The organism is Vicingus serpentipes (assembly GCF_007993035.1).
GTDB classification, from domain to species: domain Bacteria; phylum Bacteroidota; class Bacteroidia; order Flavobacteriales_E; family Vicingaceae; genus Vicingus; species Vicingus serpentipes.
Genome location: NZ_VOOS01000004.1, coordinates 165344 through 181878 on the forward strand (window position 1 = coordinate 165344; position 16535 = coordinate 181878).

General features: G+C 31.3%; 11 protein-coding genes and 1 tRNA gene. 3 read left to right on the plus strand and 9 right to left on the minus strand.

Features of this window, described 5'->3' with window-relative positions; genetic code table 11:
• Positions 1–12: 12 nt before the first annotated feature.
• The 8 genes from FRY74_RS09585 to porZ form a co-directional block, all read right to left on the minus strand.
• On the minus strand, positions 13–1014 hold the full coding sequence (locus tag FRY74_RS09585) for a sugar phosphate nucleotidyltransferase (protein WP_147100910.1): 1002 nt from the start codon (positions 1012–1014) through the stop codon (positions 13–15).
• A 6-nt stretch (positions 1015–1020) separates the two neighbouring features.
• A complete protein-coding gene (gene dut / locus FRY74_RS09590) occupies positions 1021–1455 on the minus strand; it encodes a dUTP diphosphatase (RefSeq protein ID WP_147100912.1) in 435 nt (144 codons plus the stop codon).
• Positions 1456–1478: 23 nt separating this feature from the next.
• Positions 1479–2969: an oligosaccharide flippase family protein gene (locus FRY74_RS09595; RefSeq protein WP_147100914.1), complete on the minus strand. Its 1491-nt coding sequence runs from the start codon at positions 2967–2969 to the stop codon at positions 1479–1481.
• A 9-nt stretch (positions 2970–2978) separates the two neighbouring features.
• A complete protein-coding gene (locus FRY74_RS09600) occupies positions 2979–3761 on the minus strand; it encodes an enoyl-CoA hydratase/isomerase family protein (RefSeq protein WP_147100915.1) in 783 nt (260 codons plus the stop codon).
• 102 nt (positions 3762–3863) lie between these two features.
• Positions 3864–4943 carry a PorP/SprF family type IX secretion system membrane protein gene (locus FRY74_RS09605; RefSeq protein WP_147100917.1) on the minus strand — a complete coding sequence of 360 codons (1080 nt, stop codon included), beginning with the start codon at positions 4941–4943 and terminating at the stop codon, positions 3864–3866.
• A 2-nt stretch (positions 4944–4945) separates the two neighbouring features.
• Positions 4946–8635, minus strand: a complete 3690-nt coding sequence (locus FRY74_RS09610; RefSeq protein ID WP_147100919.1) for a T9SS type B sorting domain-containing protein — start codon at positions 8633–8635, stop codon at positions 4946–4948.
• Between the two features lie 111 nt (positions 8636–8746).
• Positions 8747–9472, minus strand: a complete 726-nt coding sequence (gene recO, locus FRY74_RS09615; protein ID WP_147100920.1) for a DNA repair protein RecO — start codon at positions 9470–9472, stop codon at positions 8747–8749.
• Positions 9472–11796 (minus strand): type IX secretion system anionic LPS delivery protein PorZ, encoded by a 2325-nt coding sequence (porZ, locus tag FRY74_RS09620; RefSeq protein ID WP_147100921.1) that lies wholly within the window; start codon positions 11794–11796, stop codon positions 9472–9474. The genes recO and porZ overlap by 1 nt, the downstream gene beginning before the upstream one ends.
• A 66-nt stretch (positions 11797–11862) precedes the next feature.
• Here porZ and FRY74_RS09625 point away from each other — a divergent pair.
• Both FRY74_RS09625 and FRY74_RS09630 read left to right on the plus strand, forming a co-directional pair.
• Positions 11863–11936 (plus strand) — tRNA-Arg (locus tag FRY74_RS09625).
• A 101-nt stretch (positions 11937–12037) separates the two neighbouring features.
• The gene (locus tag FRY74_RS09630; RefSeq protein ID WP_147100923.1) at positions 12038–14023 is read left to right on the plus strand and encodes a YfhO family protein; all 1986 of its coding nucleotides are present in this window, start codon (positions 12038–12040) and stop codon (positions 14021–14023) included.
• On the opposite strand, the gene FRY74_RS09635 is transcribed toward FRY74_RS09630, so the two are convergent.
• A complete protein-coding gene (locus FRY74_RS09635) occupies positions 14024–15214 on the minus strand; it encodes a phosphoglycerate kinase (RefSeq protein WP_147100925.1) in 1191 nt (396 codons plus the stop codon).
• Positions 15215–15295: 81 nt separating this feature from the next.
• On the opposite strand from FRY74_RS09635, the gene FRY74_RS09640 reads away from it, so the two are divergent.
• Positions 15296–16444: a DNA polymerase III subunit gene (locus FRY74_RS09640; protein WP_147100927.1), complete on the plus strand. Its 1149-nt coding sequence runs from the start codon at positions 15296–15298 to the stop codon at positions 16442–16444.
• Positions 16445–16535 lie beyond the last annotated feature (91 nt).

Sequence of the window (16535 nt, forward strand, 5' to 3'; positions counted from 1 at the left end):
GCTTAAGCATTTTTAGTTTATTTCGTTATAATCGCCAATGCTTAATTCTTGAGCATTATTACTAATTTTTACAAAATTTCCAATCATTGAATTGTTTAATGTAGAATCAGTAATTGTTGTGTTTGTTTGAATTATTGTATTAGTTATGGTTGAATTTTCAATCATCGAATTATCTCCAATAGAAACATGAGGCCCAATTGTTGCGTTTTTCAAAACAACATTTTTACCAATAAAACAAGGTTCTATTATCTTTGAACCTTCATTTTTTAGTGAAGCATCAACAATATTTTCATTTTTAATATGCTCTAAAACCCTTTGGTTTGTATAAACTGTAGCTTTATAATTACCACAATCGAGCCATTCATTCACCTTCCCAGGAACAAATTTCGTTCCTTTTTGCTTCATGTTCTCTAAAGCATTGGTTAATTGATATTCTCCCTTTTCTTTAATGTCGTTATCAATTAAATATTGTAATTCGTTTTTTAAATACGCTCCGTCTTTAAAATAGTAAATTCCAATGATTGCTAAATCAGAAACAAACTCAACTGGTTTTTCAACAAAATCAGTAATTACATTTTGTTCGTTAAGTTTAACAACACCAAAAGCACTTGGATCATCAATTTGATTCACCCAAATAATACCATCAGCACTACTATCTAATGTAAAATCTGCTCTAAATAATGTATCGGCAAACGCTACTACAACATTGCCTTGCAAGCTATCTTTAGCACAAAGTATTGCATGTGCTGTTCCTAAAGCTTCTTCTTGGTGATAAATACTTCCTTTTGCCCCTAATCCTTCTGCAACAGCAATTAAGTCTTTTTCTACTTGATCGCCAAAATCACCGATAATAAAAGCTATTTCATCAACTGGTTCTCCGCAAACTTTTGTAATATCTTCAACTAATCGTTGAACTATTGGTTTTCCAGCTACTGGAACTAACGGTTTTGGAACTGTTAATGTATGAGGTCTTAAGCGTGAACCTCTTCCTGCCATTGGCACTATAATTTTCATGTCTTTTTATTTTTTCCCTGTACTACCAAATCCTCCAGCACCTCTTTCGGTGTCTGAAAGTTCTTCAACTAATTTCCATTCTGCTTGCTCATGTTTAGCAATCACCAACTGCGCTACTCTTTCTCCATTTTCTATTGTAAATTCTTCATTTGAAAGGTTTACCAAAATCACACCAATTTCGCCTCGGTAATCAGCATCTATTGTTCCTGGAGTATTTAAAACGGTTACTCCATTTTTATATGCTAAACCACTTCTTGGTCTTACTTGTGCTTCATAACCTATTGGTAACTCTATAAAAAGACCTGTTTTAACGAGTGTTCTTTCTAAAGGTTTAAGTGTAATTGATTCTGATATATTTGCTCTTAAATCAACTCCAGCAGAAGCTTCGGTACCATAAGTTGGTAAAGGATGATTTGACTTATTGACTATTTTAATATCCATTGTAAATTCTTTTTTGCAATTGACTAAATTACCACTTTTTTTGGTCTTTCTATAAGGTAAATTATAGCTGCAAAAGCTATTAATAAAAGACTATGAACACTGTATTTTAAAAATCCTGACGTTAAATCAATATAACTGCTTATAAGGTAAAATCCAAACGAAATTGTTAAGTATAAAAATATCTTGGGTAAATCGTATTTAATTGGATAATGTTTTCTACTTAAAATAAATGATAATAACATCATTGAAAAATAACAAATTAGTGTAGCCCATGCCGACCCTACATAACCATAAACTGGAATCCAAACATAATTTAAAGCAATTGTAATTAATGCCCCAAAAATACCAATGTATGCTCCATATTTTGTTTTTCCACTTAACTTGTACCATATAGATTGGTTATAATATATCCCCAAACTTATATTTGCAAACATTAAAATTGGCACTACATGTAAACCCTCCCAAAAAGCTTCGTTTGGAATAAAATATTTTACAACATCAATAAATAACATAACTCCTAAAAAAATGGTTGCGCAAACTATCACAAAATAGGTCATTACTTTCGAATAATTTTCCTTAGCATTTACTTCTTTTTCTTGAGCAAAAAAGAATGGTTCTGCTGCATATCTAAATGCTTGAATAAATAGTGTAATAATTATTGAAACTTTATAGCATGCTCCATAAATTCCAATCTGTGATAATGTTTCTTTTTCTCCTAAAACATCAAACAACATTCTTTTTAGCATTATTCTATCAATTGTTTCATTAACAATTCCTGCCAAACCAAAAATTAACAGGGGTAAAGCATAAATAAACATTTTTTTAAGTAAACTTAATTCAAAGCCATACTTAGCATAAATCATTTCGGGCAATAGAAGAACAAACTTTATAATACTTGCTATTAAGTTTGATATGAAAACATAACCCACACCAATATTAGGATTGTAAAAAGTGTCTATTATCCAATTAGTTTTCCCGCTTGCATGCATTGGGCGACAATAAGCTAGAAAAAATAAGTTTAATCCAACAAAAACAATAATATTAGCAAAGTTTACAATAACAAATTTTGTGGCTTTATTCTCTGCTCTTAACCTTGCCATTGGTATAGATGACACAGCGTCTAAGCCAACAATAATTGCAAACCAAGTAACAAACTCTTTATTATTTGGATATTTTAACCAATCAGCAATTGATTGGTTAAACAAAAATGCAACGGAAATAAAAATAAAAGATGTTGCTAATAAAGAATAAATTATAGTTGTATAAACTTTCTGTTTACTCTCATCTTTTTGAGTAGAATACCTAAAATAGGCCGTTTCCATGCCATAAGTTAAAAAAACAACTAAAAACGCAACATAAGAATACATTTCAGTAATAATTCCATATTGGTCTGTAGAAAACTTAGCAGCACCGATATAAATTGGGACTAAAAACCATGTCATTAACCTTCCAATAATGGTTGTAAGACCATAGATGGCAGTTTGACTTGCTAATTTTTTTAGTGGATTTGACAATTTTTCAATTTATTTCCCAGGAAAATTGGCTTTTCGTTTTTCAATAAAAGCAGTTGTTCCTTCTTTAAAATCTTCTGTTCCAAAGCATTTTCCAAACTCTTCTATTTCAGTATCAAAACCATTTACACCATCAGTATAACCTGCATTTACAGCTCTTATTGCACTTGCTATTGCAACAGATGAGTTTTTAACAATCTTTAACGCAATTTTTTGGCAGGAAGCTAGTAATTCTTCTTGTGTTGTAACCTGATTTACTAATCCATAACCGTAAGCTTCTTCGGCAGAAATCATTTTTGCAGTCATTATCATTTCCATAGCTCTCCCCTTACCAACTAATTGAGCCAGCCGTTGTGTTCCACCATACCCAGGAATAACTCCTAAAGTAACCTCTGGCAATCCTAATTTAGCATTGTCTGAAGCTAATCTAAAATGACAACTCATCGCCAACTCTAAACCTCCTCCTAGGGCAAATCCATTAACAGCTGCAATTACTGGTGTTGTTAAATTTTGAACTACGTCAAATAAATATTGATGTCCTTTTGCAGCCAATTCTTTCCCTTCAGCAACATCAAACTGATAAAACTCTTTAATGTCTGCACCAGCTACAAAAGCTTTTTCACCTGAACCTGTAATAATTATTGCTTTTACATTATCGTCACTTTCCAAACTCTTAAAAGCATCTCCTAACTCTTTTATAGTTTCAGAATTTAATGCATTTAACTGATTAGGACGGTTAATTGTTAAAACAGCGACTTTTTCTGCTATTTCAATTATAATGTTGTTGTAACTCATTGCTAATATTTTTTATTTATGAAAACAAAAATAAAACATTGAACAACAATGAAGAAACTATTTAAAATAAGTTGTAAAAAAGAAATGTTAAAAAAGGTTCAATTAAAGGTTTCCTGTACTCCCTTTCATTGTTACGTGTTTACTTCCCTGACCAAACAAAGTACCCTCAAAATCATTAAATTGTATCGAAAATTCAAATCCGTTTACACTTTTACCTCCAGCACCATTTAATGCCGAAAGATTATAATCGTAAGAACCACTTAATTTAAAGTTTCCAAATTTGAAAAACAAAACAGGAATAATTGCGTCTTTATAACGATATAAAAGTTGTGCTCCTATGTATGAATCTTTTAAGTAACCAGTGTACTTTGTATTAGTCATTAAAGAATATCTAAACTCAGGTCCAAAAGTAAGTTCTCTAGATGTGTTTTGCATCATATATAAAAAAGTACCTCCAACAACAAACTTCGAACTATTTATTGAAGCTAAATATTTACCATGACCAACATATCTTCTACTGATTTGGCTTTCTCCATCCGATAAAAATTCATACTTAGGTTCAAACAAACGAAAAGAAGCTAACCCTAACTCAAGAAGTTTTTGATCGTTATTTGTAACAGCTTTACTTCCTGTATGATATCTATAGCTAATACCTGCAGACATATCTATTATACTTGTTGAAACTACCGCAAAATTTTCACCACTCGATAATTCAGGGTTATATTCATATCCATTATATTGTGACCCCCATTCAATATTGTCTGGGTTAACAGATTTTTGAATATAGCTCCCCATAATACCAAGAGCTATTTTACTGTTTTTCCCAACAAATAGGGCTGAACTTATGACAAAATTAATTTCATTAGTCCCTAAATTTCCAGCTCCAGCTTTGTCAGTATAAAAAGCTAATCCAGTTCCAATGTAGCCTCTTTTCCAATTCATTTTTTCTGAAAAAATTGGTAAATCGATCGAAATTCCAGTTGTTTTAAATGAATTTTCTATCCCTGTCCATTGTGTTCGATAATTAATGTTTGCCCTACTGTAGCCGTTTCCCATTCCTGCTAACCCTGGGTTAAGAAGTAATGGTGAAGAATTAAATTGAGAAAATCTATTATCCTGAGCAAACAAGTCTTGTTTACTCAAAAACACTAAGGTTATTATTAAAAAAATAAGTTTTTTCATTATTATCTAAATAACGTAATTGTACCGCTTTGCTCAACTGTTGTTTGATCTACCATACTAGCTTCAAACTTGTAAACATAAACTCCAGCATCTAATTTTTTCCCATTATGAGTACCATCCCAACTATTTTTCTGGTCATTTGATTCAAAAATTAAAGTTCCCCACTTATCAAATATTTGTATTGTCATTAAGGAAATACTTTTACTTCTTACATCTACAAAATCATTTAACCCATCTCCATTAGGAGAAAACCCGTTAGGAATAAATAAATCAGGTACAACTATTTCAATATTTACTGATCCGCTAGAAATACAACCATTTGAATCTTGAACAGTTACAAAGTAAGTTATATTTTCAGTAGGTTTAGCTATTGGACTTTGGCATGCTACACAAGATAAAAAGTCTGCTGGCGACCATAAATAATTTTCTCCTCCTGTTGTAGTCAGTGTAATTTCATCTTGTATAGTTATTATCGTGTCAGAAATTGTTGTTACTATTGGTAAAGGATTGACAATAATTAATTGACTTAGAACAAGTTCTGAAACACAAAATGTTGATGCTGTAACAGAAATTAGACTATCATTTTGTGGTGTAAACGTAAAAGATGATGAAGTTGTACTGTCTGGCCACCACAAAATATTGTCGGCATTTACGGATAGTGTTGTTGTTTCACCTATACAAAGTGCTGTATCAATTACTGATAATGTTGGCGCAACTACACTTCTCACGTCCATAGAAATTGTATTTGATACCTCTGAGCAATTATTATTGCTGTTTAAAACAACTGCTGCTTGATAGTTTTCAGAAGTTACAGCTGTAAAAATTGGATTCGCAATTGATGCATCAGATAGTTGTGTTGATGGTGTCCATGAAATACTATAAGCATTACTACATGTTGCATTAAATGTTCCTAGCAAGCCTGCTGAAGGGTTTGTAGTGTTCAATAGTTCTGTATTATTTGCGTCAAATAATTGAACAGTATTTTCAATATCAGTAGCACCTGAAATATATTCAAGAGTTAAAATATCTCCTTCGTTGATTGGTATAACCATAGAATAAGAGCAAGAGCCACTTGTGCATGCATCTACAGCAACTCCTGACTCATAAATAATACCGTTAATTTTAACGTCAACACCTTCAAATCCGCTCCATCCATCACCAACAGCATCTGAGAGGGTTAATAAATAAGTACATTCATCTAAAATCCCATCTAGGTTAATATTCACAACGTCACCTTCACAAATAACAGTGTCAGGAGAAGCTGATAAATTAATTTGAGGATAAACAACAACATGTTTATTCCATGTAACACTTCCACATCCTGTTGTTGCAGTAACAGAAACTAAACTGTCATTTTGAGGAGAAAAAGTGAAAGTTGAACTATTTGAATTATCAGGCCAAAACACTGAGTCTGCACCATTTACAATAAACGTTGATGAAGCTCCAAAACAAATAGCCGAATCACCAGCAATTGTAGGTAAATCGTTTGAACTAACCCCGATTGTAATTGAATCAGATACTACCGAACATTCGGGATGTGCAATATTAAAAACTTCAACTGCATAAGTGTTTGTTGTTGTTCCATTAAAAATAGGTGTTTGAATCATCGGATCTGACAAATCTATTGTTGGACCCCAGCTAAAAGATAGATTTTGATAAAACAAATTCAAAGTAAGGTCTATAGTTACATTGTCACTAAAAGCGTCTTCATCGTTTGCAGAAATTGTTACACTTGTAATAGGTAAAAACGCACTTAAATCTAAATCCGTTTGATTACATTGTTGAGTAAATTGAGTCACTCCATTAATAATTATATCATAAGTATACCAATTAGGACAATTTGTTCCCGTAAATGCAGCGTCTAATGTAATAGAAGTTATGTCTGCTCCAGCAGGAATACAAGAAAAGCTATTAATAGTTACATCAGTATTAGGGTCATCGTCTTGCCCTGTTACTGAAGCTGTTTCTTGGCAGCTTACAAGGTTTCCTGAAATTCCTAACACATCTAATTGCACTTGTTGTCCTTCACAAATAGAAGTATCACTAATCATAATAGCATTTAATTCTTCTAAAACAAATACACTTATAGTGGTATCAAATTCACAACCATATTCATCTGTTACCTGAAAAATATATTGATTTTCGCCTTCAACCTGAGTGTATGCAACAGACATTGAATCATATGAAGCAATAATATCTGGCGATGCTTGCCAAAATCCATCGGCAATTGCAACATCATAAAATTCTGAGTTAGGGTTAATGTCAGGATTTAATGTAATTCCCCATTCAAAAATATAACCATTATCAGCGCCTATATTATCAGTAACTGTTATAGTCCAGTTACCATCAATTGGGCACCCAATAAGGCTGTTAAAACTTTCTTCAGGCAAGAAATCCCCCGGAGTTAAAATATTGTTTCCTGGATCAAAAGTTGAAGGAATATAGTTGCCTGCAATATTTTCATCAACCATAGTTCCCATTGCTGCTCCTAATGTAAAACAATAGTCCATACCAATTCCAGGGTCATTACTGCCGTCATCATTTGCATCTCCTAAGAAAGTACCTCCAGAACCACCTCCGCCATAATTATCCGCCAACATAATTGTTGTTCCATTAGGGCAAGTTAATTGAAAATCAAGGTCTCCAATATAAGAATGTTCAATATTCATACATACTGTTTCTATGTCTGTCCCCGCATTTATTGTTTGTCCAGGAAACCCACTAATCCCCACTGATGTAGTATATGAATTACCATTCCCATCTGGCAAAAAAGTTTGTCCAGTTACTGTACCTCCAGCTGTAATAGCTCCAGAGTTAGGCGAAACACCTGACCCAGAACCTGTTATCTGATTAAAACCACCCATTAACAGGATGGTATCTCCAAAACATGTACTATCAGGCATTGCTAAAATACCTGAAAAAGTAGGCGTTATACCTGTTCTTACTTTGTGTATAATTTGCTCTTGACAACCATTTGCATCAGTTATTGTTAAAAGCACAGCAAAACCACCTTCGCTATCATAAATTATTGCCTCATTCTGATTTGTAGACTCGGTTCCTTCTCCAAAATTCCATTCGTAAGTGGAAGTAGCATCACTTTGTGTATAATTAATTCCATTAATTCCATTGTGAGGATAAGCTGCAGAAGCACTAAAAAAGACAGTGTCTCCAGCACAAATATTTGTATAGCTAGAATCAGGTCCATAAGATGTAAGTGCTGGAACTGTTGTGACAATTGGATCTATTGGCTGACATACTTTTACACAATTTAATATTGCAATCCAGCCTGTATCTGCAATTGCTCCGTCAGAAACAAATTTGAAAGTAATACATCCTGAGGGATTGGCTGTTGTTGATGTAACACCAACAGGAGGGTTATCATTATTATATGCTCCAATTAGTGGTGAAGAGGTTGAACTTCCATCGTAAACATATAAAGTATCTGATGGATCAATACTGAACAATTCTCCAAAACCAACATTAACTGTATTACCTCCTCCTGTTCCGTCAGAACAAAATGTTATAGTATAATTTTCATTATTTTGATAAAAACCACTAGAATCACTATCATACATTGTTGTCGAACATGTTGTATATGACCCTTCTTGATCTATAGTATAATTCTGAGCTTCAGATTTATTAAAAAATCCAAAAAAAGCAACTACCAATAATGTTTTGATGTATTTCTTCATTTACAAAACGATTTATCCGTTTAACTAAATCATGTTAAACTTATAACAAATTTAACATTTTTACATTTAGTAGACGATTTGGACTCTAAGAAGTTGCTTTGACTCGATTGTTTATGAAAAAACCTCAATAAATACTTCTCTAGATTTGATATTTTTTAAATTAAATGAATGTAATGAAAAATACTCTATAACATCTGTTAGTAATTTTTTCCTTGTTTCATTTGTAATTATTATACGTTCTTCTTCGTTAAAATTGAAATTTAATAACTGCCTTATAAAACTTGATTCTTCAACAGAACAAAAATAAACATGCTGTGGCTTTAGAACTTTAAACACCCCTTCATATAAATCAAAAAATACTGCGTTTTCATCTAAAATTCCTTGAGGATAAATTCCTAAATATTTTGTGAATTGTAATAGAAATATTAAATGAAAATTACTGTTGTTATTTTCTGATAAATCAAAAAATTCAATAGCGTGATAAATAAAATCAAACATTTCTGGGTTTGACTCTTCTTCCTTAATTAATTTGCTTAGGCATTCTGCTAAAAAAAAAGCCGTCGAACTCTTATAAATATTAAAAGGAATAGATTGGAAAAGTACTCCTGATTTAATATTATTTAGACTTTGAAGTCCCTTGTTTTCTTTATGGTATGCCGTTATTTCAACTAAAGAGAGCGGCTGCAAAAATGCTTTTTGCATTTTAGTCTTTTTGTTCCCTAAGCCTTTAAGAATATAGGATTGTATTCCAAATTTTCTAGTGTAAATTTTAGCAATTACACTATTTTCTGAGTATTTAAAATAATTAAGAACAACACCGTTTGTTGTGTGTAGCATTAGTTAACAAATAAAATTTTGGCTGCTTTTTTTAGTTCGCCATCTTTTGTTGCATTAAAAACTAAATAAACACCCGTTTGAACTCTATTTCCATTTAAATCATTCCCATCCCAAATAGCTTGCCCTCCATAAGATATAGTTTGAGAAACTATATTACCACTAATATCTGTTATTCGAACATCAGTATCTTTAGTAAGACCCCTTATAGCAATTACCCCAGTATAATCAGGTTTAACTGGATTTGGATAAACAAAAACATTATCAAAATCTTCATTACTTTCAGTTGCGGTACCTTTATAGGAAATTAGCCCTTTTTCTGTAGCAATAAACACCTCTCCTGTTTTACCATTAATTTTAATATCAAAAATATTATTTGAAAACAATGGGCTGTTATCAGTTGTGAAATGTGAAATTTGTTCCGTCCCATCTTCACTCATTAAAAAAACACCTGAGCTTTGGGTTCCAAACCATTTACGATTAGCACCATCTATCGCAATTGAAGTTACTAGTTCCGATTCTAATAAAATTTGTGTTTGCCCATCTTCTTGAACAAATATTTGACTTGCAGTAATATTCTGACTAAAAACATCATTTGGATTGTTAATTACAGCAACACCCTCATCAGATCCAATCCAAATTTCACCGTCTAAATCTATTTCCATTGAGTAAATTCTAGCTCCAGGCAAATTAGCATCAAAAATATTGGCATTATTAGTATTTGATGAATTTATATAAACAAATCTATCATCTGATAATTCTTGCAAGGTCTTATTGTCATCAAACACTAATATTCCATTTTCTCTTAAATCTGCAATCCATTTCCATCCATTAGCGTCAACTAATGTTTTTGTATAATAACTATCCTTTGTTAAAATACCCTGAAAACTATAATTATACCAATCTCCGTTGGGAGTTCTTACGGATAATGGACTATCAGAATATGAGCTTAAAGCCCATAAGTTTTGTTCGCTATCAAATACTAAAGATGAAACTCGAGTTGTTCCAAAGAAAGTGCTATCTAAAGGTGTGTTTTGAGCTAAAAATTGATCTACTTTAGTGTTTCCATTAAATTCAAACAAACCTTGATCCCAAGCTCCATAATAAACATGGTTTTTATTAGAAGGGTCTATTGCTATTGCAACAAAATCTCTTACTTTTTTATTATCTTTATCATAAATTGATTTTGGTACAGTTTCATCCCAAAAGTTATTTTCCCAAAAATTTGGTGTGTCGTATAAAAAAGTTCCATAAGCTCCACTAACCATTCCAAGCTTACCATCAACAAAATCCATTAAAAAAGAAAAAGATGAATTTGGTCCACTAGGAGCTATAATCTCCCCATTCCAATTATCAGTGAGCTTTATTAATCCCCTATCATTGTCGGCAATCCAAAAAACATTATCTTTTATTATGACATCAAATGGACTAAGACTAAATTGGCCCTTGTATGTATAAACTTGTTGTACAAGATTCAAATCTAAATCATAAGAACTAGCACTACTATTTTCGATAACAATTAGTTTGTTTTCAAACACAGAAAGTTGAGTAATATTAAGTCCATTTGGTAAAAACTTAGACCAAGTACCGGCATCATTATAATAAATTGTATCAGAAGCCCACAGAGGATCGTCGTATGAAACAAATAATCTGTTTGAAAAAAAAGTTATTTGATTATAATTTTTAGGTCCTAATTCAGGAACTATATTCCATTCGTTATAATCAGCTAAATTACCACTCGTTTTACTTGCAAAATAAACTCCCTCTTCTGATGCTGCATATATATTGTTGGCATCAAAAGCTATAGCATTAACCCCTATGTATTCACCATTTATCCCAATATAGTAGGTATCTATTATCTCGTTTTTTAAACAATCTAACACAACTATCCCAAACCCAGTTGATAGGTAAGCTAAGTTATCTTTAATATAAATGTTATTAATTGATTTATCTCCAATAATATTACTGTTCTTGACGAAAGGAATATTTATGATAATATTTTCTTTTGTCATTAGATCAATATTCCCATTAGAATAAGTGATAACCAATTTTTCTGCAATATTATTGTATTCTAAATTTGACAAACCAATATCTGATAACCCATTAACAAGGTTTAATCTTTGAATAGAATTATCTGCTAAATTATAAGTAAATAAGGCTGAAGAAGATGCGCAATAAACTATGTTGTTGCCATAAGTAACAGAAACTGCATCAGTATATCTTAGATGATCTCGCCAAGAACCAACAGGGATTTCTTGAGAAAAGGTATCCAGAGAAATCACAGTAATTAAAAAAAGTAAAATGTGTTTAAAAATTTGACGTTTCATGAAGTTTCTTAACTATAAAACTAAACTATTTATTGTGTAAAAATATGATATATTTGCTAAATAAATGGCCTCGTAGTTCAACTGGATAGAATATCAGATTTCGGCTCTGATGGTTGAAGGTTCGAATCCTTCCGAGGTCACTACCAAATCAACAATCTTTTTTATCACGATTGTTTTGATATATTTATAATTCAACCTATAAATGTTTAATTTTTTTAATAAAAATAAATTTAAACTTGTCTTGCTAGGCATAGTGTTGGTTTCTTTATGGCAAATCTCCTTTTTTGTTTATATTAGTAAGTGGGATAATATTGATGCTTACTTGCCTTACCGTTATTTTATTAGTGATTATTTATGGAACGGGCACTTTCCTTTTTGGAATTCATTTCAACAACTAGGAACACCTGTTTATTCAGATTTGCAAAGTGGTGCTTGGTATCCTATTACATGGCTATTAATTTTATTTGGCAAGTACAATATTACCTCGTTGTCACTTGAGATAATCTCTTGCTATATTATTGCAGGATTAGGTTTTTTTAAATTAAGTAATTACATACACCAAAACAAAAAAGTAGCTTTATTATTAGGTCTTTCTTATGCCTTGTCTGGTTTTATGGTTGGGTCATCACAACTTTTGCCTTTTTTAATTGGTTTAGCTTGGCTTCCTTGGATTATTTATAGCAGCTTATGCTTTTTTAATGAGATTAAATATAAGTACGCCGTTTTATTAGCAACATTTATGGCTTTATGTACTACTGGCGCAAGCCCAAACTTTATAATAGTTCTTGCTTATTTTTTATTTTTTATGTTTTGTTTTTATATCTATAAATACAGAAAGGATAAAAACAAAATGTACAAACTTATTTTAGGTAGCTTTATTAGTCTTGGGTGTTCGATCATACTTTTATTACCCTACCTAAATGCTTTTTATGAGTTTTCGCCTTATTTTAACCGATTAGAAAAATTGGAGTATGCCAGAATTGAAAGTTCTAATTCATTTACTATTTCCGAATACATTTCATTCTTATATCCTTTTTCTGTAATCTCAAATGCAGAAATTTTTAAACATACAGACTTAACTTTAAGGAATGGATACTTCGGTTTGATTGCATTGATTTTTTTGGCCTCTTCTGTTTTTTCTTACAAAAGCAAATATTTTAAACCATTAGTTTTTATTGCTCTTTTGTCTTTATTATTAGCAGCTGGGGCTCATACTTCCTTTTATAAGTTTATTTACAAATTACCTTATTTAGCCGTTTTTAGACACCCTTCTTTTTATAGAGCATACTTTATATTATCCTGTCTTTTGTTAGCTGGATTTTCCATGAATAACTTTTTTAACAACACTTTTTCTCAAAAAAAAATTAACTTAATAATCCTTGGTTTTTTCACAGTCAATCTTATAATTTTATTGGTATCAATAACTCAATCTTCTTCAGGAGAAATTTCATCAATATTGACTAAATTAATCTCTGCAGAAGAAAATTTTGAAGGAACACTCTACAGCCACATAGCTATTAATAGCGTAATAGTTTTAATTTTATTAAGCCTATGGTGGCTTTTAACAAAAAAGACAAATTATTTTTTCGCCACAGCAATAATTTTGGTGCTCGACTTATTTATTCAAACACAACTTTCTGTACCTAAAACTGTCACGAACAAAATAAGTTATTCAGTTGTGAAAGATTATTTTAATAAATTACCCAAAGAAATAAATCAAGATGTTGTTTATTCAAAATTAAATGATAATTCTCTAACAGAAAATTTTGTCAAAATAGATGGCTTTTGGAGAAACTTATCTACTCTTAATAAAACTATCTCTTTTAAGGGTTATAACCCATTAAAATTTCGTGAGTTTGAAAAATCAGAAGATGATGGCAGACTAGATGAAGCAATATCTCACAATATTCTATATTTTGAAAATTCAGAACTAACCCCCAAGAATATTAATATTGGTTATAATTCTTTTAGTGGAGAGATAGAAACTCTAAAAGAAGAAAAAATTATTCTAAACCAGAACTATCACCATCTATGGTCCGCAAATTTGGATGGTGAAACATTAGAAATAAACCCTTATAATAATTTAACAATGGTTATTGAAATTCCAGAAAAATCTAATGGAAAGCTTCAATTGGAATTTAAATCTCCCCGAACAAAATATGCTATAATTATAAGCTTATTAGGTTATGTTTTGGTAATTGCTTTTTTACTTAAAAACAAAGAATAACTAATTCAAAATAGCTTCAATACCTGGCAATTCTTTTCCTTCTAAATATTCTAACATGGCACCTCCCCCTGTACTTACATGGCTTACCTCATCGGCTAAATCAAATTTATTTACAGCAGCTACAGAATCGCCACCTCCAACTAAGGTAAAAGCTCCTTTTTTTGTTGCCTCAGCTACAGCATAAGCAATAGCTTTTGTACCTTTTTCAAATTTTTCCATCTCAAAAACACCCATTGGCCCGTTCCATAAAATGGTTTTTGAATTTACAATACAGTCAGTATAATCTTTTATGGCTTGCTCACTAATATCTAAACCCATCCAGCCATCAGGAATAGCGGTTGTGTCACACATTTGAGTGTTTGCATCATTACTAAAATTATCTGCAGCAAGTGTGTCAACAGGTAATAAAACGGCTACATTTTTTGCTTTTGCCTTTAGTAAAATATCTTTTGCCATTTCTAAATAATCATCTTCAACTAAAGAGTTTCCTGTTTCACCTCCTAAAGCTTTAATAAAGGTATAGGTCATACCTCCTCCAATAATAATGTTGTTTACTTTATCCAATAAATTTTCTATTATAATTATTTTGCTAGAAACTTTTGCTCCTCCTACAATTGCAGTAACTGGAGACACACTTTTGTCCATAACCTTAGAAACACTTTCAATTTCTTTTTCAAGCAAATAACCAAACATTTTATTGTTAGGAAAAAATTGAGCAATAATTGCTGTTGAAGCATGCGCTCTATGCGCTGTTCCAAAAGCATCATTCACATAAACATCTCCATGTTGAGCCAATTGTTCTGCGAAATTTTTATCTCCAGCAGTTTCGTGTTTATAAAAACGCAAGTTTTCTAAAAGTAAAACTTCTCCTGGTTTTAAATTGTCTGACATAGTTTGAGCTTCTGCTCCAATACAATTATCTGCAAACAAAACTTTACTGCCTAATAATTTTTCAATTTCATTAATAATATGCTTTAAAGAAAACCGTTCTTCTGGGCCATTTTTTGGTCTTCCTAAGTGAGACATTAAAATCACTGCTCCACCACCGTTTAACACTTTTTTTATAGTTGGAATTGCAGCACTAATTCTTGTGTTATCCGTAACATTTAAATTCTCATCAAGAGGCACATTAAAGTCTACTCTTATTAATGCTTTTTTATTTGAAAAATCGAAAGTGCTAATATTTTGCATAGTTATTTTGTTTTAAAACAAAAGTAAAATTTCCTCCTCAAATAAACCTATAAAAGGCTTATAATATTTACTTTTGAAGGTATGCAATTTAAAGAAATAGTTGGACATAGTGAAGTAAAAAAAAGACTAATCGCTACTGTGAATGAGGGACGAATTAGTCATGCTCAATTATTTTTAGGTGGAGAAGGAAGTGGAAATTTGCCGATGGCTATTGCTTATGCGCAATACATTGCTTGCGAAAACAAATCAGATAATGATTCTTGTGGCAATTGTAGTTCATGTGTAAAGTTTGAAAAATTAGCTCATCCCGATTTACATTTTGTTTTTCCAGTTGCAACAAACAAATCGATAAAAAAAGACCCTGTAAGCTCAAAATTTATTAATGAATGGCGAGAATTAGTTATAGAAAAAAAAGGGTACTTTACTTTGCCTGATTTACAAGAAAAATTAGCAACAGAAAACAAACAATTAATTATTCCGAAAGACGAAAGTGTTGAAATTTTAAAAACACTTAGCCTAAAAACGTACGAGGCGGAATACAAAACAATGATTATTTGGTATCCAGAAAAATTCAATATAAGTTCTGCAAATAAGTTATTAAAAATTCTTGAAGAACCACCAAATAAAACATTGTTCATTCTTGTTGCCCACGATTCAGAACAAATAATACCAACTATTCTTTCAAGAACTCAATTGGTAAAAGTGGACAAAATAAAAGACGCTGATTTAATTTCTGTACTTACCGATAAGTTTAATTTAACAGAAAATCAAGCAACAAGTATTACAAGTTTTGCTGACGGGAACTTTGTTACAGCTCAAAAAATAATTGAAGAATCTAGTGCAGAAGAATTTTTCTACTCTCATTTTACAAAATGGATGAGAATGGGGTTTGTTGCAGATGTTCCTGGCTTAATTAATTTCTCTGAAGAAAGTTCGAAGCTTGGCCGAGAAAAGCAAAAGCAATTTTTAAGTTATTCTCTTCATATTTTTAGAGAAAGTTTAATTCAAAATTATGGCGATACTTCATTAAACAGAGTTTCTTCAAATGAAAATAAATTTTTAGAAAAATTTGCTCCTTTTATTCATGGGGCAAATTGCATTGATATTATTGAATTATTCAACGACGCCATCTACCACATTGAAAGAAATGCTAATCCCAAAATATTATTTCTCGATGTTTCGTTAAAGCTTACCAAGCTATTAAGGGTTAAACAACCTGAAATTTCTTAAACAAAAACTCCTACACAATATTTTTCAAGAAATAAAAGTTTCGATTAAGAATAGTATATTTGTTAATTAAGATTTTTAGTAAAAACAAGCA

Coding starts and splice junctions, on each gene's coding strand:
- FRY74_RS09585 (WP_147100910.1), bottom strand. CDS start 1,014: ATGAAAATTATAGTGCCAATGGCAGGAAGAGGTTCACGCTTAAGACCT.
- dut (WP_147100912.1), bottom strand. CDS start 1,455: ATGGATATTAAAATAGTCAATAAGTCAAATCATCCTTTACCAACTTAT.
- FRY74_RS09600 (WP_147100915.1), bottom strand. CDS start 3,761: ATGAGTTACAACAACATTATAATTGAAATAGCAGAAAAAGTCGCTGTT.
- FRY74_RS09605 (WP_147100917.1), bottom strand. CDS start 4,943: ATGAAAAAACTTATTTTTTTAATAATAACCTTAGTGTTTTTGAGTAAA.
- FRY74_RS09610 (WP_147100919.1), bottom strand. CDS start 8,635: ATGAAGAAATACATCAAAACATTATTGGTAGTTGCTTTTTTTGGATTT.
- recO (WP_147100920.1), bottom strand. CDS start 9,472: ATGCTACACACAACAAACGGTGTTGTTCTTAATTATTTTAAATACTCA.
- porZ (WP_147100921.1), bottom strand. CDS start 11,796: ATGAAACGTCAAATTTTTAAACACATTTTACTTTTTTTAATTACTGTG.
- FRY74_RS09635 (WP_147100925.1), bottom strand. CDS start 15,214: ATGCAAAATATTAGCACTTTCGATTTTTCAAATAAAAAAGCATTAATA.
- FRY74_RS09640 (WP_147100927.1), top strand. CDS start 15,296: ATGCAATTTAAAGAAATAGTTGGACATAGTGAAGTAAAAAAAAGACTA.